Below are 26,604 nucleotides of genomic sequence, written 5' to 3' on the forward strand. Positions count from 1 at the left end.
CACGGCCGACCGGGCCACCGGGCTCGGCCCACTGGAACCGATGCTGCGGGCCTGGCTGCCCGCACAGCGCTGGTTCGCGGGCAAGGGCCGCGCCATCGGACGGCTGAGGACGATCTCGGCGGCCGAACTGCTGCCGCCCGGATCCACGCCGGGGCTCCTGCACCTGCTGCTGGACGTGGACGGGGACTGCTACCAACTGCTGCTCGGGGTGCGCCCGAGCCCGCTGCCGCCCGCGCTCGCGCCCGCGCTGATCGGCCGCGCCGAGCAGGGCCCGTACGCCGGCCAGTCGGTCTACGAGGGACTGGGCGATCCGCGGCTCGCCTCGCTGCTGCTGGAACGGCTGCGCTCCCCCGGGACGCTCGGCCCGCTCCGCTTCGACCGGGACCCGGCCACCGTCATCCCCGAGGCGCCGACCCCCCGGCCACTGTCCGGGGAGCAGACCAACTCCTCGCTGATCTACGGGGATTCGTACATCCTGAAGGTGTTCAGACGGGTCGGCCCCGGAGTCAACCCGGACCTGGAGCTGCCCCGGGCCCTGGCCGCCGCCGGCTGCACCCGGGTGCCCGCGCCGGTCGCCTGGTACGAGGCCGAACTGCCCGGCTCCGAACCGCTGACCCTGGGCGTGCTCCAGCCCTACCTGCGCGGCTCCGACGACGGCTGGCAGCTCGCGCTGCACCGGCTGCGCACCGGGGCCGACTTCACCGCCGAGGCGCACGCGCTCGGCCGGGCCACCGCCGAGGTGCACAGCGCGCTGGCCGGGGCCCTGCCCACCCTCGCGCTCGGCCCGGAGCAGACGGCCCGGCTGGCCGCCGGGATGACCGCGCGGCTGGCCGCCACCGCCCGCGAGGTCCCGGCACTGCGGCCCTACGAGGCCGGGCTGCGCGGCGCCTTCGACGCGCTCGCCGCCTCCCGCGGGGCCGGGGTTCCCGCCCAGCGGATCCACGGGGACCTGCACCTGGGGCAGACCCTGCGCACCGCGGACGGCAGTTGGGCGCTGATCGACTTCGAGGGCGAGCCGGCCCGGCCGCTGGCCGACCGCCGCCGCCCCGAGCCGGCGGTGCGGGACATCGCCGGCATACTGCGCTCCTTCGACTACGCGGCCCGCTCGCACCGGCCGTTCGCCCCCGCCTGGGCGGACGCCTGCCGGGCCGCCTTCTGCGAGGGCTACGCCCGCACGACCGGCCGCGACCCGCGCGAGGACCCCGTCCTGCTGCGCGCGTACGAGACGGACAAGGCGGTGTACGAGGCCCGTTACGAGTCCCGGCACCGCCCCGACTGGCTGCACGTGCCGATGGCGGCGATCCGGCGGCTGTCCGAGCCGCAGGGTTTTCCCGCCCACCGCACGCGTCCCCCCCACCGCTCCACCCCGCCGCCCGCCTGGAGGCCCCGTACGGATGCCGCCCCGCTGCTCCCGGACCCCGAGCCGTACCGGGTGCTGGGCACCCCGGCCGCAGACCGGCTCGACCCCGAGCTGATGCGCCGGTGCTACGCCGAGCTGGTGCGCGGCCGCCGCTACAACGCCCAGGCCACCGCCCTCACCCGGCAGGGCCGATTGGCCGTATATCCCTCCACCGTGGGTCAGGAGGCGTGCGAGATTGCCGCCGCGATGGTCCTGGAGGAGCAGGACTGGCTGTTCCCGAGCTACCGCGACACCCTCGCGGCCGTGGCGCGCGGACTGGACCCCGTGGAGGCCCTGACCCTCCTGCGCGGCGACTGGCACACCGGCTACGACCCGCGCGAGCGCCGGATCGCCCCGCTGTCGACCCCCCTCGCCACCCAGCTGCCGCACGCGGTCGGCCTGGCGCACGCCGCGCGGCTGCGCGGCGACGACGTGGTCGCCCTCGCCATGGTCGGCGACGGCGGAACCAGCGAGGGCGATTTCCACGAGGCCATGAACTTCGCCGCCGTCTGGCAGGCGCCGGTGGTCTTCCTCGTCCAGAACAACGGCTTCGCGATATCCGTCCCGCTCGCCAAGCAGACCGCCGCCCCGACCCTGGCCCACAAGGCCGTGGGGTACGGGATGCCGGGCCGCCTCGTCGACGGCAACGACATCGCCGCCATGCACGAGGTGCTGTCCGAGGCGGTCCGGCGGGCCCGGGCCGGCGGCGGACCGACCATGATCGAGGCCGTCACCTACCGCATCGAGGCCCACACCAACGCCGACGACGCCACCCGCTACCGGGGCGACGCCGAGGTGGAGGCCTGGAAGGCGCACGACCCGATCCAGCTGCTGGAGCGCGAGCTGACCGCCCGCGGGCTGCTGGACGAGGCGGGCATCCAGGCGGCCAAGGACGCGGCCGAGGAGATGGCGGCGGCGCTCCGGGACGGGATGAACGCGGAGCCCGTGCTCGATCCGATGGACCTCTTCGAAAACGTCTACGCGCAGCAGACCGGCCGGCTCCGCGAACAGGCGGCCATGCTCCGTGCCGAGCTGGACGCGGCCGAGCAGGACGCGGCAGAAGAGGAGGACCCGTCATGACCACGGTGGCGGCGAAGCCGACGACCACGAAGCCGGCGACCATGGCGCAGGCCCTGAACCGGGCCATGCGCGACGCGATGGCCGAGGATCCGACCGTCCACGTGATGGGCGAGGACGTCGGGGCGCTCGGCGGGGTCTTCCGCATCACGGACGGGCTCGCGAAGGAGTTCGGCGAGGACCGCTGTACGGACACCCCGCTCGCGGAGGCGGGCATCCTCGGCGCGGCCGTCGGCATGGCCATGTACGGGCTGCGGCCGGTCGTGGAGATGCAGTTCGACGCGTTCGCCTACCCGGCCTTCGAGCAGCTGATCTCCCACGTGGCCAAGATGCGCAACCGCACGCGCGGCGCGATGCCGCTCCCGATCACCATCCGCGTGCCCTACGGCGGCGGGATCGGCGGCGTGGAGCACCACAGTGACTCCTCCGAGGCCTACTACGTGGCCACGCCCGGGCTCACCGTCGTGACCCCGGCGACGGTCGAGGACGCGTACGGGCTGCTGCGCGCGTCGATAGCCAGCGACGACCCGGTGGTCTTCCTGGAGCCGAAGCGGCTGTACTGGTCCAAGGCCGACTGGTCTCCCGAGGCGCCCGCCGCGGTCCCGGGGATCGGCGAGGCCCTCGTCCGGCGGACCGGCACGAGCGCGACGCTGATCACCTACGGGCCCTCCCTGCCGGTGTGCATGGAGGCGGCCGAGGCGGCGCGCGAGGAGGGCTGGGACCTGGAGGTCGTGGACCTGCGCTCGCTGGTCCCCTTCGACGAGGAGACCGTCGTGGCCTCCGTGCGCCGGACCGGGCGCGCGGTCGTGGTCCACGAGTCCGGCGGCTTCGGCGGCCCGGGCGCGGAGATCGCCGCCCGCGTCACGGAGCGGTGCTTCCACCACCTGGAGGCGCCGGTGCTGCGCGTGACCGGCTTCGACATCCCGTATCCGCCGCCGATGCTGGAGAAGCACCACCTGCCCGGCGTGGACCGGATCCTGGACACCGTGGCCCGTCTGCAGTGGGAGAACTGATGCCGCAGGTCATGGAGTTCAAGCTGCCGGACCTGGGGGAAGGGCTGACGGAGGCGGAGATCGTCCGCTGGCTGGTGGAGGTCGGCGACGTCGTCGCCATCGACCAGCCCGTCGTCGAGGTCGAGACGGCCAAGGCGATGGTGGAGGTGCCCTGCCCGTACGGGGGCGTCGTCACCGCCCGCTTCGGCGAGGAGGGGACGGAACTGCCGGTCGGCGCACCGCTGATCACCGTCGCGGTGGGCGAGCCGGCCGAGCTCTCCGACGGGCCCGCGGAGGCTTCCTCCGGCTCGGGCAACGTCCTGGTCGGCTACGGGACGGACCATTCGCGTCCGGCGCGTCGGAGGCGGGTGCGACCCGGCTCCGCCGCGCCGGGAGGCGGCTCCACGGCTCCCGCCGCACCGGCTCCGGCCGCGGCTCCCGTGGTCACGGCACCGGCGGCCGCCGCACCGGCCGTCGTCGCCGGGCCCGTGCCGGTCATCTCGCCGCTGGTGCGCAAGCTCGCCCGGGACCACGGGGTGGACCTGCGCGCGCTGCGCGGCTCCGGCCCGGAGGGCCTGATCCTGCGCACGGACGTCGAGACGGCCCTGCGCGCCCCGGCGGCCCAGGCCCAGGCCCAGGCCCAGGCTCCGGCTCCGGTTCCGGCCGTCGCCCCTGCCCCCGCCGCCTCCACCGCGCCGCAGGGCGCCACGCGGATCCCGCTCAAGGGCGTGCGGGGCGCGGTCGCGGACAAGCTGTCGCGCAGCCGGCGCGAGATCCCCGACGCCACGTGCTGGGTCGACGCGGACGCCACGGAGCTGATGGCGGCCCGGGCGGCGATGAACGCGGTGGGCGGGCCGAAGATCTCGGTGCTCGCCGTACTGGCCCGCATCTGCACGGCGGCGCTGGCGCGGTACCCGGAGCTCAACTCCACCGTGGACCTCGCGGCGAACGAGATCGTCCGGCTCCCGGCCGTGCACCTCGGCTTCGCCGCGCAGACGGAGCGGGGCCTGATGGTCCCGGTCGTCCGGGACGCGCAGGCCCGGGGAGCCGAGTCCCTGTCGGCGGAGTTCGCCCGCCTCACGGAGCTGGCCAGGGCGGGGAAGCTCGCCCCGGCCGACCTCACCGGAGGCACCTTCACCCTGAACAACTACGGGGTGTTCGGGGTGGACGGCTCCACGCCGATCATCAACCACCCGGAAGCCGCGATGCTCGGCGTGGGCCGGATCATGGCCAAGCCGTGGGTGCACGGGGGAGAGCTGGCGGTCCGCCAGGTCGTGCAGCTGTCCCTCACCTTCGACCACCGGGTGTGCGACGGCGGCACGGCGGGCGGCTTCCTGCGGTACGTGGCGGACTGCGTCGAGTCGCCGGCGGTCCTGCTGCGCACTCTGTAGCCACCCCGGCCCGGCGGGGCTGAGACCAGCCCCGCCGGCAGTGGGTCAGAGCGTCAGAGGGTCAGAGCGTCAGCAGGATCTTGCCCACGTGCGCACTGGACTCCAGGACGCGGTGGGCCTCGGGCGCCTGCGCCATCGGGTACGTCGCGTGCACCACCGGGTGGATCCGGCCCGACCCGACCAGGGGCCACACGTGCTCCCGTACGGCCGCGACGATGGCCGCCTTCTCCTCCAGCGGACGCGCCCGCAGCGTGGTGGCGGTGATCGCCGCGCGCTTGGCCAGCAGGGCGCCCAGGTTGAGCTCCGCCTTGACCCCGCCCTGGAGCCCGATGATCGCGAGGCGCCCGTTGACGGCCAGCGCCTCCACGTTCCGCGTCAGGTACTTGGCGCCCATGATGTCCAGGATCACGTCCGCCCCGGCGCCGCCGGTGGCCGCCCGGACCTCCTCCACGAAGTCCTGCTCGCGGTAGTCGATCAGGATGTCCGCGCCCAGCTCCGCGCAGCGCGCCAGCTTCTCCTTGCCGCCCGCCGTCACCGCGACCCGTGCGCCGACCGCCTTGGCCAGCTGGATCGCCATGGTCCCGATGCCGCTCGACCCGCCGTGCACCAGCAGGGTCTCGCCGGGGCGCAGCCCCGCGACCATGAACACGTTGGACCAGACCGTCGTGACGACCTCCGGGAGCGCCGCCGCCGTCACCAGGTCCACGCCCGCCGGAACGGGCAGCAGCTGGCCCGCCGGGACGGCGACCTTCTGCGCGTAGCCGCCGCCGGCCAGCAGCGCGCACACCTCGTCGCCGACCGACCAGCCCGAGACCCCGGGGCCGATCGCGGAGATCCGCCCGGAGCACTCCAGGCCGGGATGGGGCGAGGCCCCGGGCGGAGGGGCGTAGAACCCCTGCCGCTGCAGGACGTCGGCGCGGTTCACGGCGCTGGCCGCGACCTCGACGAGGACTTCGCCGTCCCCGGCCACCGGATCGGGCGCTTCGCCCCACACCAGGGCGTCGGGACCGCCGGGCTGTTCGATGGTGATCGCATGCATGGCCGGAGGCTACCGCCCGGACACCCGGGGCCGGCGGCGGACGTGCCTACTCGGCCGAGCCCAGGACCACCGGCGGGGAGGACGGCGGGGCCGCGCGGACGATGCTGATGAGACGGTCCGTCAGCTGGAGCGGGCTCGCGTGCGGATCGTCGTACGGGAGCAGCCGGTGGCCGCGCAGGACGCTGACGACCAGGTCGTGGGTGTCGCGGACCGACTTGCCCACCTCGGACTTGGTGACCGGACGCTCGATCAGGTCGAGGCCGCTGCCCTGCTGGATGAGGTCCTCCATCACCGTGCCCGCGCTCGGGCTGAGCACCGACAGCCCGAGCAGCCGGCCCGCCGCGCTCGCACTGGTGATGACCGCGTCCGCGCCCGACTGGCGCAGCAGCGGCGCGTTCTCCTCTTCCCGGACCGCCGCCACGATCTTCGCGCCGCGGTTGAGCTGGCGGGCCGTCAGGGTGACCAGCACCGCCGTGTCGTCCCGCTGGGTGGCGATGACGATCTGACGGGCCTTCTGCAGTTCGGCGCGCAGCAGTACGTCGGAGCGCGTGGCATCGCCGACGACCCCGGTGAACCCCTCCGAGTTGGCCATGTCGATCACCTTGGCGCTGGGGTCGACGATGACGACCTGCTCCTTCTGGAGGCCGGTGGCCAGCAGCGTCTGAAGGGCCGAGCGGCCCTTCGTGCCGAAGCCGACGACGACCGTGTGGTCACGCAAGTTCTTCCTCCAGCGGTTGAGCCGCCACTCTTCTCTGGTCCGCTCGGTCAGCACTTCCAGCGTGGTTCCGACCAGGATGATCAGGAACAGGACGCGGAGCGGCGTGATGAGCAGGACGTTGACCAGCCGCGCGCTGTCGCTGTACGGGACGACGTCGCCGTAGCCGGTGGTCGACAGGGTGACGGTCGCGTAGTAGACGCAGTCGAGGAAGTCGACCTTGCCGTTGGCGTTGTCGTGGTAGCCGTCGCGGTCGATCCACACGATCAGGACCGTCAGGCACATCACGAACAGCGCCATCAACAGCCGTCGGCTGACCTGCCGCATCGGTTTCTCGACGATGCGCCGGGGCAGTTTGATGCGGCGCGAGACGAGTTTCTCGTCGGCGCCGCGTGCCATCGCGTCGGAGCCGTGCAGTTTCACGTGAAACATCCCCCTGAAGCCCACGGCAGGTCGAGGATCTCCAGGTCCTGCCCGGAGCGCGCCCCGTGGGGCGGTACGACGGCCAGCCCGTCGGCGGCGGCCACCCCGCGCAGCATCGCGGGGCCGTTGTAGCGCAGCGGCACGGCGTGCTCGTCGGTCAGCCGGACCGGTACGAGCCGGGTGTCGCGCGGGTGTCCCGGTACGCCGCCCTGCACGGGCACCGCGTACCGGGGGCGGGCGCCGCGGCCGGCGAGGGCGCGCAGCAGCGGCTCGGCGAGGGTCAGCAGCCCGGAGACGGCGGCGAGCGGGTTCCCGGGCAGGCCCACGAGGTGGCGGGTGTCGGCGCGGCCGCCGAGCCGGGCCAGCAGCATCGGGTGCCCGGGGCGCACGGCCACCCCGTCGACGAGCAGCTCGGCCCCGGCCTCGGCGAGCACGGGGTGCACGTGGTCCACGGGGCCGGAGGCGGTGCCGCCGGTGGTGACGATCAGGTCGGCGGTGGAGGAGGTGACGGCCCGCAGCAGTTCCTCGGCGCCCGCCGGATCGTCGCCGAGCCGCCGCACGGAGACCACCTCCGCGCCGAGCCGGGTCAGCCAGGGGGCCAGCATGGGGCTCAGCGCGTCGCGGATCAGGCCGTCGTGCGGGCGGCCTTCGGTGAGCAGCTCGTCGCCGAGCACCAGGATCTCGACGCGGGGCCGGGGCCGGGTGGTGAGCTCGTCGTACCCGGCGGCCGCGGCGAGGCCGAGGACGGCCGGGGTGACCAGGGATCCGGAGGGCAGCAGGAGGTCGCCCGAGCGGCACTCCTGGCCGCGCGGGCGGATGTCCTGGCCGGTGGCGACGGGCCGGTCGGCGTACAGCTGGGTGCCGGCCTCGTGCGAGTGCTCGCTGCGGATCACGGCGCTGGTGTCGGCGGGGACCCGGGCGCCGGTGGCGATCCGTACGGCCTCGCCGTCGGCCAGGGGCGCGGGGCGTTCGCTGCCGGCCAGCGCGCTGCCGCCGGGGCGGACGCTCCAGGGTCCGGGTCCGGCGACGGCCCAGCCGTCCATGGCGGAGGTGTCGAAGGAGGGCAGGTCGCCGAGGGCGGTCAGGGGCTCGGTCAGCACCTGGCCGAGCGCCTCGGCCAGGGGGATGCGGTGGCTGCGGACGGGGAGCACCGTCCCGGCGCGAACGGCGGTCTGGCGGGCCCGGAGCCAGGGGGCGGCGCGGTGGCCGCCGCCGTCCGGGTTGCGGCTGACCAGGGCGAGTGCCTGGTCCAGGGCGCGGTCGGCGTCGGAGGCGGCGGTCATCCGGACCCGGTCTCTTCGGCGCCGGCGCTCTCGGCGGCCTCCGCGGCCCAGCGCAGGGCCAGGTCGGCAACCTTGCGGGAGGCCTCGGCGACGGCCTCGGCGGGGTCGGCGCCGGCGGCTTCGGCGCGGGCCGCCGCGTAGCCGACCAGGAAGGTGGTCAGCGGGGCGGCGGGCCGGGCGACGCCGTGGGCGGCGTCACGGGCGAGGTCGAGCAGCACCGTGATGTCGACGTCGACGTCGATGCCCAGCTCGGCCTTGGCAGCGGTGATCCATGATTCCAGCACGGTTCCATGCTCCCTGATCCGGGCGCGAGCGGCGGCGAGATCGTCCCAGGTGTCGCAGTCGAAGGAGGCGAGCGGCGCGGCCGCGGTGACGTGCGCGAGCTCGAGTTCGGCGGTGAGGGCGCGGAGCGGGAGGCCGGTCACGGAGCCGTGCTCGGCCGCCAGCAGGGCGATTTCCCTACGCAGCGGCTCCGCCCGGTACGCGGCGACGAGGGGCTGGTCGCGGCCGTCCGGATCCCGGAGCAGGGCCCCGTCGCCGCCGGGCGCGTCGAGCAGGGCCCGGACCGTGTCGCGGTCCAGGAACGGCAGATCGGCGGAGAGCACGACGACCAGCCCCTCGTCCCGGGCGACGTCCAGCCCCCCGTCCCGCGGCGGCAGGCGGCGCAGCCCGGCGTCCAGCGCGGCCAGGGGGCCGCCGCCGGGCGGGTCCTCCCGGGCCCACTGGACGGGCCGGGCGGTCGGCCTGCGGCCGCCGACGACGACGGTGGTCCGCGCGTCGGCGCAGGCGTCGAGGACGCGGTCGAGGAGGGGGCGGCCGCCGACGAGCAGGCCGGGCTTGTCGGCCCCGCCCAGTCGCCGCGCGGCGCCGCCGGCCAGGACGATGGCGTCGTACGTCATGCCCTGAGTATGCGGGGGCCGCGTTGCGGATGTGTTCCGCCGTTTACCGGGCCCTTACGGCCGCGTGGTGAGATCGCCCGCCGCCCCGAACGGCTCCGGGGCCGCCCGCGGCCCCGGAGGGTGCGGACGGCCCCGGAGGGTGCGTTCAGTACGGCGGGCGGCAGGGCCTGAACCCAGGACCTGAACCCAGGGCCTGAAGGTACGGGCCTGAGGTACGGGCCTGCAGGGGTGAGAGGTACGGGCCTAGAGATACGGGCCCGAGCGGACCGCGCCGTGCGGGCCGTCCTCGTCGTCCTCGTGGGAGGAGCCGGGGGGCAGGGCGCGGCGCATCTGCTCCAGTTGGGCCCGCGCCGCCATCTGCTGCGCGAACAGGGCCGTCTGGATGCCGTGGAACAGGCCCTCCAGCCAGCCCACCAACTGGGCCTGGGCGATCCGCAGTTCCGCCTCGGAGGGGATCGCCTCCTCGGTGAAGGGCAGGGAGAGCCGCTCCAGTTCCTCGACGAGCTCGGGAGCCAGACCGTCCTCCAGCTCCTTCACCGATGCCGCGTGGATGTCCTTGAGACGGACCCGGCTGGCCTCGTCCAGAGGTGCGGCGCGTACCTCTTCCAGGAGTTGCTTGATCATGCTGCCGATCCGCATGACCTTGGCGGGCTGTTCGACCATCTCCGTCACCGGGACCTCGCGCGACTCGTCATCGGCGCCGCCGACCGGCATCCCGTCCTGCCCCACGATCAGGCCGTGCGGGGGGCTGTCCTGCGACCGTTCACTCCTCGGCATCTCCATGCCGTCATTCTCTCGCACACCTTCGTACTCACACGGTGTGCCCCCGCACAGGCGTGATCCACCCTGTGCGGGGGCACCAATGCGCCGCCGTGTACCACCTGTGCGGGAGCGCGGGGAGCCGCCGGCCGTCAGACCTCGCGCCGGGCCAGCGCCCCGCTCGAACGGGTGACCAGGGCGGCCAGCAGGGCCGCGCCCAGCGGGACCGCGACCAGCAGACCGGCCAGCGTGGCCCACGGCACCGCGATCGGCATGTAGGGGACGGTCTCGGAGGCCGCCGTGTAGCCGTTCTCGATGCCCGTGCGGATCATGTCGGCCGCGGCCCGCCGCTCGGTGAGCCGCAGTCCGACCGCGGGCAGGATGCCGGCCGCCGAGCCGAGGACGACGCCCATCAGGGCGACCACCCCGCACTGGAAGCCGCTGAGCGTGCGCCGCACCCGCGGCGGTGCGCCGACCGCCGCCAGGGTCTTCAGATCGCCCTCGGCGTCCGCCTGGGCCAGTCCGGTGGCGATGCCGGCCGCGCCGATGGTGACCAGGCCCGCGAAGACGGTCAGGGCGAGCATGGCGAGGCTGTCGTTGCCCTCGTAGCCCTTCTCGATCCGTACGGACGCGTCCAGGCCCATCTTGTCCAGGGACCCGTCCAGCCGCTGCCGCTGCTCGGAGCTCGCGCCCCCGTCGAGGGTGAAGTACGAGCCGAAGGGTGCGGTTTCGATGGCGGCGCCCTTCGCGGCCGAGGCCGGGAGCACCAGCTCCAGGCCGTAGCCCTTCGCCGACTCGGGCGCCTGGTACGCGGCGAACACCTTGTCCTGGCCGGGCGCCGGCTCGCCGGGGGCGTACCCCCCGACCGGCTCGTCACGGCCCATGATCAGCCGGACGGTGACCTTGTCGGCGAGCACGTTCTGCTTCTTGAAGGAGACGGCCTTGCCCGCCTTCAGCGCGGCCACCGCGCCCGGGTCCTCGACGGCCAGGACGGAGAGCAGCTTCTCGTCCGCGACGACCAGGGGTGCCCGGATGCCGAAGGGCTCGTCCGCGCACCGCCAGTCGTTGCGCAGTTCCCTGCGCTGTTCCGGGGTGAAGGAGCTGGGGCCGTTCTCCGCCGTGTAGAGCGGGCAGCGCTGCTCCTTCGGGATGATGATCTCGGCCCGCCCGCAGTCCGGGCTGGAGGAGTACGAGGAGCAGCCCGGCCTGCCGACGACGAGGCGGTCCACATCGGCCCGCACGTTGACCGGGAGTTCCTTCGACAGGAGCTCGCGCATCGAGGTGACGTCGCGGAACGCGGAGTTCTCGTTGGTCTCGATCAGCCCGGCCCCGTAGGGCAGATGGGCGCTGTACTCGGCGCGCGCCTGCACGTCCTTGCTGTGCTGGTACGTGGCCACCGCGACGGTGCCGGCGACGGCGGCGAGCACGGCGGCCACGGCCGGAGCCGTACGCCCCCGGTTGCGGACGGCGTCGCGCAGCGCGAGCCGGGGCGACAGCGGCAGCCAGCGCCCGGCGCGCCCGAACATGCCGACCAGGGTGGGGGTGAGGGCGACGACGCCGAGCTCGGCGATGGCGCTGCCGCCGGCGACGACGGTGGAGCCCATCTTGGACACGGAGCCGAACAGGGCGATGGCCGCGCCGCCCGCGATGGCGAGCAGGCCGAGGACGGGCAGCACCCGGTTGGCCCGGCGCACGCCGCGGCGGCCGGTGAGGGAGGCGAGCACGGTCTGCCGGGAGGCGTTGACGGCCGGGACGATGGCGGCCAGCAGCCCGGTCAGGACGGCGAGCAGGCCGATGGCGAGGAGTTCCAGCGGGCGGACGTCGAAGCCGCCGAAGCGCTGGCCGATCGTGTCTTCCAGCACGGGCCGGAGCCCGATGGTCAGGGCCACGCCGATGACGGTGCCGGTGACGGCGGCCGCGGCGCCGATGACGAGGCCGCCGGAGAGCACGATGGCGCGGATGTGCCGCCGGTCGCCGCCGTTGGCGCCGACGAGGCCGAGCTGGCGGCGCGAGCGCCGGGCGCCCACCGCGAAGGCGGGTCCGGCCAGCAGGCAGATCTCCAGCATGGCCAGGCCGACGACGGTGGAGAGGATGGCGAGTTCGGTGGCGCTGACGAATCCGCCGGGGTTCCAGCGGTCGCCGGGCTGCTCCGTGTAGAGCGGCACCTCGGAGTCGGCCGGCGGGTTGATCAGCACGACCCGCGATTCGATGAGCAGCTGCTTGGCGTTGGCCTGCTTGACCATGTCCCAGGTGAAGCCGGCGCCGCCCACCTTCACGAGGTGGCTGTCCTGGGCGCGCAGTCCCTGGCCGCCGGCGGCCTTCAGGTCCCGGTCGAGCGGGGCGAGCAGGGTGCCGGGAGGGGCGAGCAGCTGCGGCTGGTTCAGGGCGTCGGGCAGCTCGTAGGCGCCCACGATCTTGTACGAGGTGGTCGACTCGCGCGGGGTGACGCTGGAGCCGACGAAGTAGCCGGACTCCTCCAGGAAGGCGGTGGTGGCGAGGATCTCGCCCGCCGCTTGCGGCAGCCGGCCGCGCTCCAGCGTCCACAGGCCCTTGACCAGCGGGTTCGCCGCGTCGGTCTCCCGCAGCTCGGTCTCCAGGATCCCGAACCGGGTGCGGACCTTGCCGTAGGACTTGCTGTCCTTGACGGACTGGGCTCCGGCGGGGAGTTCGGGCGTGGGCTTGGCGAGCTCGTCCCGGTTGCCGCCGGCGCTCCGCTCGTACTTGTCGTATCCGCCGACCGGGGCGTAGCTCTGGGCGTCGGGACTCTGGTAGATGGCCGCGCCCATCTCGGAGTCGGTCACCTTGGCGTCGGCGGCGCCGAGCACGCGCTCCACGCGCTGCTCGGGGGAGAGCTGGGAGCTGCGCACGGTGAGGTCGACGGCGCTCACGCCGACGATCGGCAGGGCGATCATGGCCAGCACGAGGGAGCTGCGGCCCTTGGAGCGCCAGGCGTCGCGGCGGGCTATCCGGATGGCCGCGATCCAGGAGTGGTACGAGGAGATCACTGAGCGGCCGCCTGCCCGGTGAGCAGGGAGTCGGCGTGGCTGCGCAGGGTCTCGTCGACGACGCTGCCGTCGCGCAGGAACACCACGCGGTCGGCCCAGGCCGCGAAGCGCGGCTCGTGCGTGACGAGGATGCCGGCCGCGCCGGCCTCGCAGCGCGAGCGCAGCAGGGCGAGTACGGATTCCCCGGTCTCGGAGTCGAGGGCGCCGGTCGGCTCGTCGGCGAGGACGAGGCGGCGGTCGCCGACCAGGGCGCGGGCGATGGCGACGCGCTGCTGCTGGCCGCCGGACATCTCGTCGGGGAAGCGGTCGGCGAGCTGCCCGAGGTTCATCTCCTCCAGGGCCGCCAGTGCGCTGCCGCGGGCCTTGCGGGCGGAGACGCCGTCGAGTTCGAGCGGCAGGGCGACGTTCTCGGCCGCGGTGAGGGCCGGGATCAGGTTGTAGTCCTGGAAGACGTAGCCGATGCTGCGGCGGCGCAGGGCGGCGAGCTGCTTGCGGCTGGCGGTGGTGATGTCGGTGCCTTCGACTATCACCTTGCCGCTGCTGGGCTTGTCGAGTCCGCCGGCGAGGGTCAGCAGCGTGGACTTGCCGGACCCGGAGGGGCCCATGACGGCGACGAGTTCGCCGGGGTACACGCTGAGGTCGATCCCGCGCAGGGCGTGCACCTCGGTGGCGCCGCTGCCGTGGGTGCGGACGAGCTTGTCCAGCTGCAATACGGGCTGGTCGGGCATGAAGGTTCCCCCCTGGGAGGTGGAGCGGTGGTTCAGCCCCGCCGCGAGCGGGCGGTACGGGGCGGAGTCCGGTCGGTGGTCGTGGTCGTGGTCGGGGTGGTGGTGGGGACGGCGGTGGCGGCGGCCGGCCGGCCGGGGTCCCGGTGGTCGGGCGGCTCGGCCTCGGCCGGTGCGAGCTCCCGGCCGGCGGCGAGCCGGACGAGCCGGGACTCGCAGTGGTCGAGCCAGCGGGCCTCGGCCTCGGTCTGGAAGATCAGCTGTTCCAGGACCAGCAGCCAGGCGATGTCGTCGCGCTCGCCGCCGCGCCCGGTCTCGATGGCGGTGAGCGCCTGGGCCTTGAGCCGGGTGTAGTCCTGCATGGCCTGGACGGTGGCGTGCCGCTGGGCCTGGATGACGGCGCGGATGTTCACGCCGGGGGCGCCGACGGCCATGGCGAGCTTGATGGCGAGTTCGTCGCGGGGCGGGTTGGCCCGGTCGACGGGGCGCTCGAACCACTCGCGCAGTTCGGACCGCCCGGTCTCGGTGATGGCGTAGAGGGTGTGTCCGGCCGTGTCCTCGCCGCCGGGTGCGACGAGGCCGTCGCGCTCCAGGCGCGCGAGGGTGGTGTACACCTGCCCGACGTTGAGCGGCCAGGTGGAACCGGTGCGTGATTCGAACTCGGTGCGCAGCTGGGAGCCGTACCGGGGGCCCCGTTCCAGCAGGGCGAGAAGGCCGTGGCGGATCGACATACTCAGTATGTATACCGAGTATGCCCGCGGCCGCAACCACCCTGAGACGTAGGTCATGAGGGGGAGGCGGCCGATCCGTACGTCTCGGGAGGGAGGCGCGGCGGTGCGGGGAGGGGCTTCGCGGCCCCGCCGCGGGAAGGCCTCAGCGCCCTCGGCGCAGCCGCATCCCCATGAATCCGAGACCCGTCCCCATCAGGGCGAACCCCGTTCCGAGGGGCCGTATGTGCGCGGCCAGATCGGCGGCGCGCTCGTTCGGCTCGGTGCCGAGCGCGCCGACCACCGCCGCGGAGGGGGCCGGGGGCTCCGGTCGGGCGGGCTCGGTGCGAGGGCGCACCGGGACGGGGCGCGAGACGAGCACGGCCTCGGGGTTGGCGGGCTCGGCCGCCGGCAGCCCGGGCCGCTCCCGGCCGGCTCCGGCGGCGCTTCCGGCGAGCTCCTCGAACGCCTCGCGGGCCGAACCGGCCGCATCGCCCGCATCGGCCGGCGCGGAGGTACGGGCGGAGTGCCCGGCCGTCGCGTGTCCGGACGCCGCGTGTCCGGATGCCGCCCGCGCAGGCGCCGCGTGCGCGGGCGCCGAGACCAGCAGCGTGGCGGTCGCCATCGCTGCCCCGGCGGTCCAGCGCAGCGCGCGGGCGTATGTCACGCACTCAGATTTGCATAACCGGACAAAACCGGCATCCCGTACGGGCTGTACGAGTACGCGGCGCGGGGCGGCGGGCGCCGCCCCGCTCTCTCACTCCGGGTCGCCCGTCGAGATCCACAGGGTGAAGGTGGTGTCCTTCGGGTCGATCGCGGTGCCGCCGGCGGGCTGCTGCTCGATGATCATCCCCTCGCCGTAGACCGCCTCGTCCCGGGGCTTCTCCTCGTACTTCCAGCCGCCGGCCCGGATGCACGCCTTCACCGAGACCTGGTTCAGGTACCGGAAGTCCGGCGCGGTCACCTTGTCCGCCTTGCTGGTGTACTTCGAGGGCTCCTTGCACTTCGACTCGGCGATCGTGCGCGAGAGGTCCGGACCCTTGTGCCCGGCCGGCGCCGAACCGGACGCGGAGTTCGAGGGGTTCGGGCCGGTGTTGGCCTTGTCCTTGGCGCCGCCCAGGTCCAGCGCGTAGAGCAGCCCGCCGACGGCCAGCAGCGCCACCACGACGGCGCCCACCACGACCGGGGTGTTCTTCTTCGCCGGGGCGGAGCCGCCGCCCTGCCCCTGACCGCCCTGCGGCGACACCGAGTACGGCGGCGGGGTCGCGGGCGCGCCGTACGGCTGCGGGGCCGGCGCCTGCGCCTGGTGCTGCGGGTACCCGTACGAGCCCGGCGCGGGCGTCTGCACCGGCGGCGGGGTCGGCGCGTACGCGTACGGCACCGGGGTCTGCGGAGCCTGGTACGGCTGCTGCACCGACGGCGGCGGCGCCTGGAGGGAGGAGTCCACCGGCGGGAACACGGCCGAGCCGAGCCCGGCGCCGCTGTTGGTCGGGTGCGAGCCGGGGACGATGACCGGAGCCCCGGTGTGACCGGCGCCCGCCACCCGCGCGACCTCGTCGAGCATGGCGGCCGCCGTGGGGAAACGCTCGTTCGGGTTCTTCTTCAGGGCCCGCGCCACCAGCGCGTCCATCGCCGGGGTCACCGAGCGGTTGATGGAGGACGGCGCGACCGGGTCCTCCTGCACGTGCGCGTACGCCATGCCCAGCGCCGAGTCCGCGACGAAGGGCACCCGCCCGGTCAGCAGCTCGAAGAGCATGATGCCGACCGAGTAGAGGTCGGAGCGGGCGTCCACGGCCCGGCCGAGCGCCTGCTCGGGGGAGAGGTACTGGGGCGTGCCGACGACCATGCCGGTCTGCGTCATCGAGGTGACCCCCGACTGCATGGCCCGCGCGATGCCGAAGTCCATCACCTTGACCACGCCGCGCCGCGTCATCATGACGTTGCCCGGCTTGATGTCGCGGTGGACCAGCCCCATCTCGTGGCTGCTCTCCAGGGCGGCCAGCACATCGGCCGTCACCTTCAGCGCCTTGTCGGCCGGCATGGCCCCGTACTGGCGCACGTCCCCGTCCAGGACGGAGCCGAGCGGCTGCCCCTCGACGTACTCCATGACGATGTACGGCATGACCGCGCCGTCGTCCCGGCCGGTGCCGGGGAAGGTGACCACGCCCTCGCCGGTGTCGAAGACCGAGACGATGTTCGTGTGCGACAGTTTCGCTACAGCCTGCGCCTCGCGGCGGAAGCGCTCGCGGAAGGACTGCTCGCGCCCGAGCTCGCTGTGCAGCGTCTTGATCGCGACCTGCCGGTCGAGCGCGGAATCGTAGGCGAGGTAGACGGAAGCCATTCCGCCCTCACCGAGCAGATCCCTTAGCTGGTAACGGCCACCGGCCAGAGAGCCGCCCGCGTACTGGCCCTGAGTGCCGTCCTGGCTCATGACTGTTGCTTCCCCTCGGGATGTGTCCCTGCGCCTCTGGCCGAGCGCACGTGGCGCTCAGTCTGCCGGAGGGCACACACACGTCAAGCCGGGTGCCCGTTCCGTGACCACAAGGCCACCCGGGGTCCTTGTCCGGACGGCGACCGGTTGCGAGGCTGTAGCGTTCGTCGGAGCACACGACGAGGACCTACCGCTGAGCGGCGGCCGAGACAGACGACGGCGAGGACTGATGGCACCCGAACCCGATGGAAGCGGCGCCGGGATGGCAGACGGTCCGGAGCACTGGGGCGCGGGCGGCCTGGTGGGAGACGGCCGTTACCGGCTGACCCACCGTCTGGGACGCGGCGGCATGGCCGAGGTGTTCGCCGCCGAGGACGTCCGGCTGGGCCGGACCGTGGCCGTCAAGCTGCTGCGCCCGGACCTCGCAGAGGACCCGGTGTCCAAGGCCCGCTTCACGCGCGAGGCGCAGTCGGTCGCCGGCCTCAACCACCATGCCGTCGTCGCCGTGTACGACTCGGGCGAGGACCGGGTCGGCCCGAGCGTCGTCCCCTACATCGTCATGGAACTGGTCGAGGGCCGCACCATCCGCGACCTGCTGATCAGCGCCGAGGCCCCGGGCCCCGAGCAGGCGCTGATCATCACCTCCGGCGTGCTCGAAGCGCTCGCGTACTCGCACCAGCACGGCATCGTGCACCGGGACATCAAGCCCGCCAACGTGATCATCACGGAGACCGGCGCGGTCAAGGTGATGGACTTCGGCATCGCGCGCGCCCTGCACGGCGTGCAGTCGACGATGACCCAGACCGGCATGGTCATGGGCACCCCGCAGTACCTGTCGCCGGAGCAGGCTCTCGGCAAGGCCGTGGACCACCGCTCCGATCTGTACGCGACGGGCTGCCTGCTCTACGAACTCCTCGCGCTGCGGCCCCCGTTCACCGGGGAGACCCCGTTGTCGGTGGTCTACCAGCACGTCCAGGACGCGCCGATCCCGCCCTCGCAGCTGCCGGAGGGCCACGCGATCCCGCAGGAGCTCGACGGGCTCGTCATGCGCTCGCTGGCCAAGGACCCGGACGACCGGTTCCAGAGCGCCGAGGAGATGCGCGGGCTCGTCCAGTACGCCCTGCAGATGCTGCACGACCAGGGGCCGAACTCCGGGACCTGGAGCACCGGCCCGGTCACGATGGCGCTGCCGCACGGGCGCGGCCCCTCGCAGACCACGGCGATGCCGATGCCCGGCGGCGGCCACGGCCAGCAGCAGTACGGCGCGCACTCCTCGACCTCGCAGTTCCAGCAGGCGATGGTGCCGCCGCTGAACCCGGACGACGGCTCGGCCTTCCCCGGCGGCGGTGGCGGCCAGGGCGGCAACGGCGGCTACGACGGCTACGACGGGTACGACGACCGTTCCGGCGGCCGCTGGAAGCTGTGGCTGTTCGCCGTCCTCGCGGTCCTCGCGGTCGCGGGCGGCGTGGCGTACGCGGTCAACGGCCTCGGCGGCAAGGGCGGGACCTCGGACACGCCCCCGCCCGTCGTCTCCTCCTCATCGAGCAGCGGGTCGAGCAGCCCCACCCCGGAGAACACCCCGTCGCGGACCCCGGAGACCTCGCACTCGTACGACAACTCGCCGACGCCGAGCCGCAGCAAGTACACGCCGAGCTCGTCGCCGTCCACCACCCCGTCGCCGTCGCCGACCCCCACGCCGACGCCGACCCCGAGCCCGTCGAAGACGCCGAAGCCGACGCCGACCCCGACGCCGACGCCGACCCCCGAGGGGCGCGGCGTCGACCAGGACTGAGCCGCGCCGCTCACCCTGAGTCATGGAGAAAGGCCCGGCGGAATTCCGCCGGGCCTTTCTCCGCTCGGGACCAAAGTCCTCAGAGCGCGTGCTGGTACTGCCGGTCCAGGTTCCCCGCGAGCGTGTGCACGGTGACGAGCTGGGGTTCGATGCGCATGTAGACCGGGTCGAACACCGCGCCGTCCACGAAATGCGGACCGGGGCCGAAGAGTTCCAGTTCGGCGGTGGTGGGTTCGACGATGTTCGCGGTCCCCGTGAACTGCACCGACCACAACCGGGCCTCGGCGGTGTTGAAGTTGTCGGCGCCGTAGGAGACCACACTGCCGTTGCAGGCGTGGTGGTAGCCGAATCCGGCGTGCATTCTCAGGACTACCTTGCCGTTCACCACGATGTGGCGGGCGACAGCGAGGAAGGGCAGCGCGCGCATGCTGGTGGCCACTCGGCCGTACGGCACCCGGCGCAGCAGTTCGGTGGCGTGGAGTTCCTCTGGGGACATGTCACCCACTTTCCGGTACCGACACGGTGCCGGAAAAGAGGAGCCCGCCCCGCACATCGGGGACGTTGGTCCCGAATCAAACGGAACGCCCCGTGGAATGACACGGCCACGGGGCGTCACGCTGCGTTGCGGGAAAGGGTGCCGATCAGCCGGTGCCGGTCAGCCGGTGCCGGTCAGTGCCGCTTCTCGGCCTGCAGGCGGGCCACGAACGCGGCGGCCTGGGAGCGGCGCTCCATGCCCAGCTTGGAGAGCAGGCTGGAGACGTAGTTCTTGATGGTCTTCTCGGCCAGGTGCAGGCGCTCGCCGATCACGCGGTTGGTCAGGCCCTCGCCGATCAGGTCGAGGATCTTGCGCTCCTGCTCGGTGAGGTTGGAGAGCCGGTCGTCGCCCTTGCCGTTCTTGCCGTCGCGCAGCCGCTCCAGCACGCGGGCCGTGGCGACGGGGTCCAGCAGCGACTTGCCGGCCGCGACGTCCCGTACGGCGTTGAGCAGCTCATTGCCGCGGATCGCCTTCAGCACGTAGCCCGAGGCACCGGCCATGATCGCGTCGAAGAGCGCCTCGTCATCGGCGAACGAGGTCAGCATCAGGCACTTGATGTCCTCGTTCTGCGAGCGGACCTCGCGGCAGACCTCCACGCCGCTGCCGTCCGGCAGCCGGACGTCGAGGACGGCCACGTCGGGGCGGGTGGCGGGGATGCGGACCAGTGCGTCGGCGGCCGTCCCGGCCTCGCCGACGACCTCGATGTCGGATTCCATCGACAGCAGCTCGTGCACGCCCCGACGCACCACTTCGTGGTCGTCCAGGAGGAAAACCTTGATCTTTGCCTGACCGTCTTGTGCGCTCATCGACTACCCGTCCGAGTGGTTGTGCGTCCCCGGATGACCACCGGCGGAGACTCAGCAGAAAAGAGCCGTCCGTGTCAAGAACAGGGCTCCTTTCTGCGTCCATCCTAGCGGCGAAGTGTTCCAAGGCGCGCTTTTGCGGGCGGAGCGGGCGCAATCGGAGCAAGCAGACATGTCGCCGCCGCCGGGCCCGGCGGCGGCACCGCGCCAGCACGACGGGGCGGCGCGCACGCGTCGTACAAGGGGTCGAGGATTCAAACACTCAAACCCTTCCCTGCCGGTGAAGGCCGGGATAACGTGCCGTTGTTCCGGCCCCCTGCAAGGCTGTGACCAGTGGTTGTTCCCGCTTCCGCGGATTTACTTGGAAATCCAAGCAAAATCGCAGGTCAAACGGGGTTTCGCAGTTATGCGACGCACTGGGTAACGTGCATTGCGCAGGGCACTCGCCGGGGCACCTGTCACGCCTGAATCCCACACCCGAAGCGCACCCACCCCGTGCGCGGGCAGAGATGCAGGTGAGCCGCACTGGACCCCGGAGAACCCGGGTGCCGGACCGACGGAGGAGCAATCGTGACCGTGGAGAGCACTGCCGCGCGCAAGCCGCGACGCAGCAGCGGCACCAAGCGGCCGGCCGGCGCGGCAAGCGCCGCCAAGCCCGCCGCTGCCACCGCGAAGACGCATGACGCCGAGCCCCAGCTCGTACAGCTGCTGACGCCCGAGGGCGAACGGCGCGAGGTCGCGGACCATCCCGACATCGCCGAATTCGCACCCTACGTCGCCGACATCACCACCGAGGACCTGCGCGGTCTCTACCGCGACATGGTCATGACCCGCCGCTTCGACGGCGAGGCGACCGCCCTGCAGCGCCAGGGCGAGCTGGGCCTGTGGGCCTCGCTCCTGGGCCAGGAGGCGGCGCAGATCGGCTCCGGCCGGGCGCTGCGCGACGACGACTACGTCTTCCCGACCTACCGCGAGCACGGCGTGGCCTGGTGCCGCGGGGTCGACCCGACGAACCTCCTCGGCATGTTCCGCGGTGTGAACCACGGTGGCTGGGACCCGACCACCAACAACTTCCACCTGTACACGATCGTCATCGGCTCCCAGACGCTGCACGCGACCGGGTACGCGATGGGCGTGGCCAAGGACGGCGCCGACTCGGCCGTCATCGCCTACTTCGGCGACGGCGCGTCCAGCCAGGGCGACGTCGCGGAAGCCTTCACCTTCTCGGCCGTCTACAACTCGCCCGTGGTGTTCTTCTGCCAGAACAACCAGTGGGCGATCTCCGAGCCCACCGAGCGCCAGATGCGCGTACCGCTCTACCAGCGCGCACAGGGCTTCGGCTTCCCGGGCGTCCGCGTGGACGGCAACGACGTACTGGCCTGCCTCGCGGTGACGCGGTGGGCGCTGGAGCGGGCCCGCCGGGGCGAGGGGCCCACGCTGGTCGAGGCGTTCACGTACCGCATGGGCGCGCACACCACCTCCGACGACCCGACGAAGTACCGGCGCGACGAGGAGACGGCGGCCTGGGAGGCCAAGGACCCGATCCTGCGCCTGAAGGCCCACCTGCTGGCCACCGGAGGCGCCGACGAGGCGTACTTCGAGCAGCTGGAGGTGGAGAGCGAGGCGCTGGGCAAGCGGGTGCGCGAGGTCGTGCGCTCGATGCCCGACCCCGACACCATGGCGATCTTCGAGAACGTCTACGCGGACGGGCACGCGCTCGTCGACGAGGAGCGCGCGCAGTTCGCCGCTTACATCGCGTCCTTCGAAGGCGGGGAGTGACCGTCATGGCCGTACAGAAGCTCACCATCGCGAAGGCGCTCAACGACTCGCTGCGCAAGGCCCTGGAAGAGGACCCGAAGGTCCTGATCATGGGCGAGGACGTCGGCAAGCTGGGCGGCGTCTTCCGCATCACCGACGGACTGCAGAAGGACTTCGGCGAGGAGCGGGTCATCGACACCCCGCTCGCCGAGTCGGGCATCGTCGGCACCGCGATCGGCCTGGCCCTGCGCGGGTACCGGCCGGTCGTGGAGATCCAGTTCGACGGCTTCGTCTTCCCGGCGTACGACCAGATCGTCACGCAGCTCGCCAAGATGCACGCGCGCTCGCTCGGCACCATCAAGATGCCGGTCGTCATCCGCATCCCGTACGCCGGCGGCATCGGCGCGGTCGAGCACCACTCGGAGTCTCCGGAGACGCTGTTCGCGCACGTCCCGGGCCTGAAGGTGGTCTCGCCGTCCAACGCGAGCGACGCCTACTGGATGCTTCAGCAGGCCATCCTCAGCGACGACCCGGTGATCTTCTTCGAGCCGAAGCGGCGCTACTGGGACAAGGGCGAGGTCGATGTCGAGGCCATCCCGGACGCGCTGCACGGCGCGCGGGTGGCCCGCACCGGCACGGACATCACCCTGGCGGCCTACGGGCCGATGGTGAAGGTCTGCCTGGAGGCCGCCGCGGCCGCCGCCGAGGAGGGCAAGTCGGTGGAGGTCGTGGACCTGCGCTCGATGTCCCCGATCGACTTCGACACGCTGCAGGCCTCCGTGGAGCGCACGCGCCGCCTCGTCGTCGTGCACGAGGCGCCGGTGTTCCTCGGCGTGGGCTCGGAGATCGCCGCCCGCATCACGGAGCGGTGCTTCTACCACCTGGAGGCGCCCGTGCTGCGGGTGGGCGGCTACCACGCCCCGTATCCGCCGGCCCGCCTGGAGGACGAGTACCTGCCGGGCCTGGACAGGGTGCTCGACGCAGTCGACCGCTCGCTGGCGTACTGAGGAGAGCCGTGACCATCCGCGAATTCAAGATGCCCGATGTGGGCGAGGGCCTCACCGAGGCCGAGATCCTCAAGTGGTACGTCCAGCCCGGTGACACCGTCACCGACGGCCAGGTCGTCTGCGAGGTCGAAACCGCCAAGGCGGCGGTGGAGCTCCCGATCCCCTTCGACGGCGTCGTGCACGCGCTCCTCTTCGAGGAGGGCGTGACGGTCGATGTCGGCCAGGTCATCATCTCCGTGCAGACGGGTCCGGCGGACGAGGCTCCGGCCGCGGCCGTCGCCGCGGCCCCGGTGGCCGCTGCCCCGGTCGCCGCCGAGGCGGAGCCCGAGGCCCCCGCGGCCCGCCAGCCCGTCCTCGTCGGCTACGGGGTCTCCACGGCCTCCACGAAGCGCCGCCCGCGCAAGGCGCCGCAGCCCGCGGTCGCCGCGCGGAACGGCACGGGCGTGGCCCAGGCGGCTCCGGCCGCCGCTGCCCCCGCCGCGCCGGCCGTCGTGGTTCCGGCCGTCGTGCTGCCGGCGCAGAACGGCACCGGATCCGGTGCCAGGGCGCTGGCCAAGCCGCCGGTGCGCAAGCTCGCCAAGGACCTCGGCATCGACCTGGCGGTCGTGGTCCCCACCGGCGACGGCGGCGTCGTGACCCGGGAGGACGTGCACGCGGCGGCCGCCGCGGCCATCGCCCCGCAGGCCCTGGCCCCGGCTCCCGAGGCGCCTCCGGTCCAGGCCCAGGCCCAGGCCCCGGCATCCGCCCCGGCCGAGGCACCCGCGTCCGCGCGGGAGACCCGCATCCCGGTCAAGGGCGTCCGCAAGATCACCGCCCAGGCCATGGTCGGCTCCGCCTTCACCGCGCCCCACGTCACCGAGTTCATCACCTTCGACGTGACCCGCACGATGAAGCTGGTCCAGGAGCTCAAGGCGGACCCGGACCTCGCCGGCCTGCGGATCAACCCGCTGCTGCTGATCGCCAAGGCCGTCCTCGTGGCGGTCCGCCGCAATCCCGAGGTCAACGCTTCGTGGGACGAGGCGGCCCAGGAGATCGTGCTCAAGCACTACGTCAACCTGGGCATCGCCGCGGCCACCCCGCGCGGGCTGATCGTCCCGAACATCAAGGACGCCCACGCCAAGACGCTCCCCGAGCTGTCGACGGCCCTGTCCGAGCTGGTCGCCACCGCCCGCGAGGGCAAGACCTCCCCGGCCGACATGCAGAACGGCACCATCACCCTCACCAACGTCGGCGTCTTCGGCGTCGACACCGGCACGCCCATCCTGAACCCCGGCGAGTCCGCGATCCTCGCGGTCGGCGCGATCAAGCTCCAGCCGTGGGTCCACAAGGGCAAGGTCAAGGCCCGCCAAGTCACCACGCTGGCGCTCTCCTTCGACCACCGCCTCATCGACGGCGAACTCGGCTCCCGCTTCCTCGCGGACATCGCCGCCGTCCTGGAGCACCCCCGCCGTCTGATCACCTGGTCCTGACGGCGAAGGCCGGCCCCGGGCACCCGCCCGGGGCCGGCCTTCCCCTCTGCCCTGCCCCAGACCGCTCTGACGTGCGCAAATGCTGTGGCGGGCGAGCCCGTCCGGTGTGATCATCGGCCCATGCGCTTCCGCTCTGCCACCGCAGACCCCACCGACCTGGACCGCGCCCTCGCCTACCCGGCCGACGGCCCCGTCCCCGCCCTCACCCCCGAGAAGATCCGGGAAGAGCTCGCCGCGCGCCAGATGCGTCCCGAGTGGACCTGGTTCGCCGAGGACGACAACGGCGAGATCCTCGCCCGCGCCCTGTGGTGGGGCCGCGCCGACGGAGAACTGCCGATCGCCCTCGACTGCCTCCAGGTCCGGAGCTCCGCCGCCGATCCGGCCGCCGTCGCCGCCGGGCTGCTCGCCGCCGGGCACGAGGCCTTCGGCAAGGCCCCCGACTACAACATCTCCCTGCCCCGCGACTGGCGCACCGCCCCCGGTGGCCTGGCCGACGCCGTCGCCTGGCGGCAGGAGGCGGCGTACGCCTCCGGGCTGACCCGCGAGATCGAGCGGCTGCGCTTCGAGTGGACCCCGGCCGCCGGAACCGCCGCCCCCACCGGCCGGCTCGTCTTCCGCGAGGGCACGGACGAGGAGTTCCTCGACGCCTTCACCCGCCTCGCGAGCGGCAGTCTGGACCTGCACACGCAGAGCGAGCTGCGCACGATCGACGCCGCGGAACTGGCGCGCGACGACATCGAGTTCTACACCGACTGCCCCGGCGAGCGCTCCTGGTGGCGCCTGGCCCACCTGCCGGACGGCACCCTCGCCGGGATGGCGATCCCGTCGGCGACCCCGTACCACCGCAACGTCGGCTACCTCGGCGTGGTCCCCGAACAGCGCGGCCGCGGGCTGATCGACGAGATCCTCGCCGAGATCACCCGCTTCCACGCCGCCGAGGGCGCCGAGCGCATCACCGCCACCACGGACACCGTGAACGCCCCGATGGCCGCCGCCTTCACCCGCGCCGGCTACGAGATCACCGAGATCCGCCTGGTGCTGGAGCCGTCCTGATGCCGTGACCCCGTCGCGCCGTTCAGGAGGTTGCCCGGTCCGGCACGTCCCCGGCGCCGGGACGCGGTAGCCTCCCCGCCCGGGAGAGGGGTGGGGCAGGGTGTCCATCGCCGAGTTGCAGGTGTACGCCGTCGAGACGGCCGATGCCACGGGTGGCGTGTGCGTGGTGCGGTGCGTCGGCGGTACGGCCCGGGCCGGGCAGGTCTACGCGGCCGGGGAGCTCAGGCTCCGACTGCGCCGGATCGAGCGGTACGGGCGCACCGTGGACTTCTGCGACGCGGGGCACACGGCCACGGTCCGCCTCGCGGGCGCCGTGGTCGCGCTGCTCGCGCGGGGGCAGGTGCTGACGTACGTACCTCCGGACGGCCACGCGCTGGCGGAGCTGGAGGCGTGGCTGGCCACCGGGCCGTCGCTGCTGGAGGAACCGCATCCGGGCCCGCTGCGGGCCCTGGCGACCGCCTGGATGCAGGACGACTCCCTGCCCGACGGGGTGCGGCTGCGCTGGGGCCGGATCGTGCTGGCCGCCATCGAGCGGGCCGGCCGGCCGGAGGAACAGCCGTACGTGCGCGGCTACTTGATCCGGTGCTTCGGCCCCGGACCCGCCGGGGACCCCGACCGCGATCCCGCCGCGCTCTGCCGGGACGTGCTGGCCCGCATCGACCTGACCCCGGCCCAGGCGGCCGAGCAGGCCCGCGCCTGGCGGGACCTGCCGCGCCCCGCCATCCTGCGCCTGCGCCGCATCAAGAACCTGATCCCGTGCATGGCCCCGGCCCGCCCGCACCTCGCCGCCACCGACCCGCTGGCGGCGGCGGCCGACGCCTGGACGGCGCTGCGGCCCCGGCTGCCCTAGGCCGTCTCCCGGTGCCGTGACCGGGCCCGGGGCCTCAGCGGGCCGCGTTGCCGAGGACCTTGGACGGGGTCAGGCGCACGACGACCCGTACGTCCTCGGCCGGGGCCTGCGCGTACGCCTTCCCCGCGCCCGGGCCCTCGTACTCCTCCGCGATGCGGACGGCGACGGCCCGGCCGGTGTCCTCGGTGACGCTGGCGGTGCCGCGGATCTCGGCGTAGAGGAAGGGGTTCGCCAGGTCGAAGACGGTCAGGCCGATCCGGGGGTCCCGCGCGATGTTGAGCTCCTTGCGGCGCCCGCGCTGGGTGGAGATCAGGATCTCGTCCCCGTCCCGGGTCACCCACACCACCGAACTCTGCGGGCTGCCGTCGGGGTTCAGGGTCGCCAGCACCGCCGGGTGGGGGGCGTCGAGCAGCTTGCGGACCGTGTCGTTCAGCTCAAGAGTCATGGCGGTCACGGTAGTCGGGGCGTACGGGGTCGGGCCCGGGTTTGCCG

At 73.3% G+C, this 26,604-nt stretch carries 22 protein-coding genes and 1 pseudogene; 10 read left to right on the forward strand and 13 right to left on the reverse strand.

Annotated features, from left to right (window positions below; all coding sequences use genetic code 11):
* Window positions 1–40: 40 nt before the first annotated feature.
* The 4 genes and pseudogenes from DRB89_RS44610 to DRB89_RS17995 form a co-directional block, all read left to right on the forward strand.
* Window positions 41–250: pseudogene (locus tag DRB89_RS44610) on the forward strand (glycosidase); the annotation flags it as partial.
* Between the two features lie 1,041 nt (window positions 251–1,291).
* Window positions 1,292–2,479, forward strand: coding sequence for a pyruvate dehydrogenase (acetyl-transferring) E1 component subunit alpha (pdhA, locus tag DRB89_RS44615; RefSeq protein WP_239516810.1), 1,188 nt, complete (start codon window positions 1,292–1,294; stop codon window positions 2,477–2,479).
* Window positions 2,476–3,489 (forward strand): alpha-ketoacid dehydrogenase subunit beta, encoded by a 1,014-nt coding sequence (locus DRB89_RS17990; protein ID WP_112446699.1) that lies wholly within the window; start codon window positions 2,476–2,478, stop codon window positions 3,487–3,489. Before pdhA (DRB89_RS44615) ends, DRB89_RS17990 begins: the two co-directional genes overlap by 4 nt.
* The gene (locus DRB89_RS17995; protein ID WP_112446700.1) at window positions 3,489–4,859 is read left to right on the forward strand and encodes a dihydrolipoamide acetyltransferase family protein; all 1,371 of its coding nucleotides are present in this window, start codon (window positions 3,489–3,491) and stop codon (window positions 4,857–4,859) included. Before DRB89_RS17990 ends, DRB89_RS17995 begins: the two co-directional genes overlap by 1 nt.
* A gap of 61 nt (window positions 4,860–4,920) precedes the next feature.
* On the opposite strand, the gene DRB89_RS18000 is transcribed toward DRB89_RS17995, so the two are convergent.
* The 10 genes from DRB89_RS18000 to DRB89_RS18045 all read right to left on the reverse strand — a co-directional run bounded on the left by DRB89_RS18000 (window position 4,921) and on the right by DRB89_RS18045 (window position 16,845).
* Window positions 4,921–5,898, reverse strand: coding sequence for an NAD(P)H-quinone oxidoreductase (locus DRB89_RS18000; RefSeq protein WP_112446701.1), 978 nt, complete (start codon window positions 5,896–5,898; stop codon window positions 4,921–4,923).
* A 46-nt stretch (window positions 5,899–5,944) separates the two neighbouring features.
* Window positions 5,945–7,045, reverse strand: coding sequence for a potassium channel family protein (locus DRB89_RS18005; RefSeq protein ID WP_112446702.1), 1,101 nt, complete (start codon window positions 7,043–7,045; stop codon window positions 5,945–5,947).
* Window positions 7,033–8,319, reverse strand: coding sequence for a molybdopterin molybdotransferase MoeA (locus DRB89_RS18010; protein ID WP_112446703.1), 1,287 nt, complete (start codon window positions 8,317–8,319; stop codon window positions 7,033–7,035). The genes DRB89_RS18005 and DRB89_RS18010 overlap by 13 nt, the downstream gene beginning before the upstream one ends.
* Entirely contained in the window at window positions 8,316–9,218 is a 903-nt protein-coding gene (locus DRB89_RS18015) for an NTP transferase domain-containing protein (RefSeq protein WP_112446704.1), read from the reverse strand. The genes DRB89_RS18010 and DRB89_RS18015 overlap by 4 nt, the downstream gene beginning before the upstream one ends.
* A 243-nt stretch (window positions 9,219–9,461) precedes the next feature.
* The gene (locus DRB89_RS18020) at window positions 9,462–10,001 is read right to left on the reverse strand and encodes a bacterial proteasome activator family protein (protein ID WP_112446705.1); all 540 of its coding nucleotides are present in this window, start codon (window positions 9,999–10,001) and stop codon (window positions 9,462–9,464) included.
* A 128-nt stretch (window positions 10,002–10,129) separates the two neighbouring features.
* Complete coding sequence (locus DRB89_RS18025; RefSeq protein ID WP_112446706.1) at window positions 10,130–12,982, reverse strand: ABC transporter permease; 2,853 nt, start codon at window positions 12,980–12,982, stop codon at window positions 10,130–10,132.
* Complete coding sequence (locus DRB89_RS18030; RefSeq protein WP_112446707.1) at window positions 12,979–13,710, reverse strand: ABC transporter ATP-binding protein; 732 nt, start codon at window positions 13,708–13,710, stop codon at window positions 12,979–12,981. Before DRB89_RS18030 ends, DRB89_RS18025 begins: the two co-directional genes overlap by 4 nt.
* Before the next feature lie 32 nt (window positions 13,711–13,742).
* Window positions 13,743–14,438 carry a PadR family transcriptional regulator gene (locus tag DRB89_RS18035; protein WP_112446708.1) on the reverse strand — a complete coding sequence of 232 codons (696 nt, stop codon included), beginning with the start codon at window positions 14,436–14,438 and terminating at the stop codon, window positions 13,743–13,745.
* A 142-nt stretch (window positions 14,439–14,580) separates the two neighbouring features.
* A complete protein-coding gene (locus tag DRB89_RS18040; RefSeq protein WP_162688628.1) occupies window positions 14,581–15,081 on the reverse strand; it encodes a hypothetical protein in 501 nt (166 codons plus the stop codon).
* A 90-nt stretch (window positions 15,082–15,171) separates the two neighbouring features.
* Window positions 15,172–16,845 carry a Stk1 family PASTA domain-containing Ser/Thr kinase gene (locus DRB89_RS18045; RefSeq protein ID WP_112446710.1) on the reverse strand — a complete coding sequence of 558 codons (1,674 nt, stop codon included), beginning with the start codon at window positions 16,843–16,845 and terminating at the stop codon, window positions 15,172–15,174.
* A 262-nt stretch (window positions 16,846–17,107) separates the two neighbouring features.
* Between DRB89_RS18045 and DRB89_RS18050 the strand changes: the two genes are divergently transcribed.
* A complete protein-coding gene (locus DRB89_RS18050; RefSeq protein ID WP_112446711.1) occupies window positions 17,108–18,637 on the forward strand; it encodes a protein kinase in 1,530 nt (509 codons plus the stop codon).
* Between the two features lie 79 nt (window positions 18,638–18,716).
* Here DRB89_RS18050 and DRB89_RS18055 read toward each other — a convergent pair whose 3' ends face one another.
* Together DRB89_RS18055 and DRB89_RS18060 are read right to left on the reverse strand one after the other, a co-directional pair.
* The gene (locus DRB89_RS18055; protein ID WP_112446712.1) at window positions 18,717–19,133 is read right to left on the reverse strand and encodes a pyridoxamine 5'-phosphate oxidase family protein; all 417 of its coding nucleotides are present in this window, start codon (window positions 19,131–19,133) and stop codon (window positions 18,717–18,719) included.
* A 173-nt stretch (window positions 19,134–19,306) separates the two neighbouring features.
* A complete protein-coding gene (locus tag DRB89_RS18060) occupies window positions 19,307–19,978 on the reverse strand; it encodes a response regulator transcription factor (protein WP_112446713.1) in 672 nt (223 codons plus the stop codon).
* Window positions 19,979–20,545: 567 nt separating this feature from the next.
* Between DRB89_RS18060 and pdhA (DRB89_RS18065) the strand changes: the two genes are divergently transcribed.
* The 5 genes from pdhA (DRB89_RS18065) to DRB89_RS18085 all read left to right on the forward strand — a co-directional run bounded on the left by pdhA (DRB89_RS18065) (window position 20,546) and on the right by DRB89_RS18085 (window position 26,112).
* Complete coding sequence (pdhA, locus tag DRB89_RS18065; protein WP_112446714.1) at window positions 20,546–21,754, forward strand: pyruvate dehydrogenase (acetyl-transferring) E1 component subunit alpha; 1,209 nt, start codon at window positions 20,546–20,548, stop codon at window positions 21,752–21,754.
* Window positions 21,755–21,759: 5 nt separating this feature from the next.
* Window positions 21,760–22,740 carry an alpha-ketoacid dehydrogenase subunit beta gene (locus tag DRB89_RS18070; protein WP_112446715.1) on the forward strand — a complete coding sequence of 327 codons (981 nt, stop codon included), beginning with the start codon at window positions 21,760–21,762 and terminating at the stop codon, window positions 22,738–22,740.
* A 29-nt stretch (window positions 22,741–22,769) separates the two neighbouring features.
* Complete coding sequence (locus DRB89_RS18075) at window positions 22,770–24,209, forward strand: dihydrolipoamide acetyltransferase family protein (protein ID WP_112453184.1); 1,440 nt, start codon at window positions 22,770–22,772, stop codon at window positions 24,207–24,209.
* A gap of 120 nt (window positions 24,210–24,329) precedes the next feature.
* The gene (locus tag DRB89_RS18080) at window positions 24,330–25,262 is read left to right on the forward strand and encodes a GNAT family N-acetyltransferase (protein WP_112446716.1); all 933 of its coding nucleotides are present in this window, start codon (window positions 24,330–24,332) and stop codon (window positions 25,260–25,262) included.
* A 100-nt stretch (window positions 25,263–25,362) separates the two neighbouring features.
* Window positions 25,363–26,112, forward strand: coding sequence for a hypothetical protein (locus DRB89_RS18085; RefSeq protein ID WP_112446717.1), 750 nt, complete (start codon window positions 25,363–25,365; stop codon window positions 26,110–26,112).
* A gap of 34 nt (window positions 26,113–26,146) precedes the next feature.
* On the opposite strand, the gene DRB89_RS18090 is transcribed toward DRB89_RS18085, so the two are convergent.
* Window positions 26,147–26,557, reverse strand: coding sequence for a PPOX class F420-dependent oxidoreductase (locus DRB89_RS18090; protein ID WP_112453185.1), 411 nt, complete (start codon window positions 26,555–26,557; stop codon window positions 26,147–26,149).
* Window positions 26,558–26,604: the final 47 nt, after the last annotated feature.

Source organism: Streptomyces sp. ICC4, assembly GCF_003287915.1.
Lineage (GTDB): Bacteria > Actinomycetota > Actinomycetes > Streptomycetales > Streptomycetaceae > Streptomyces > Streptomyces tritrimontium.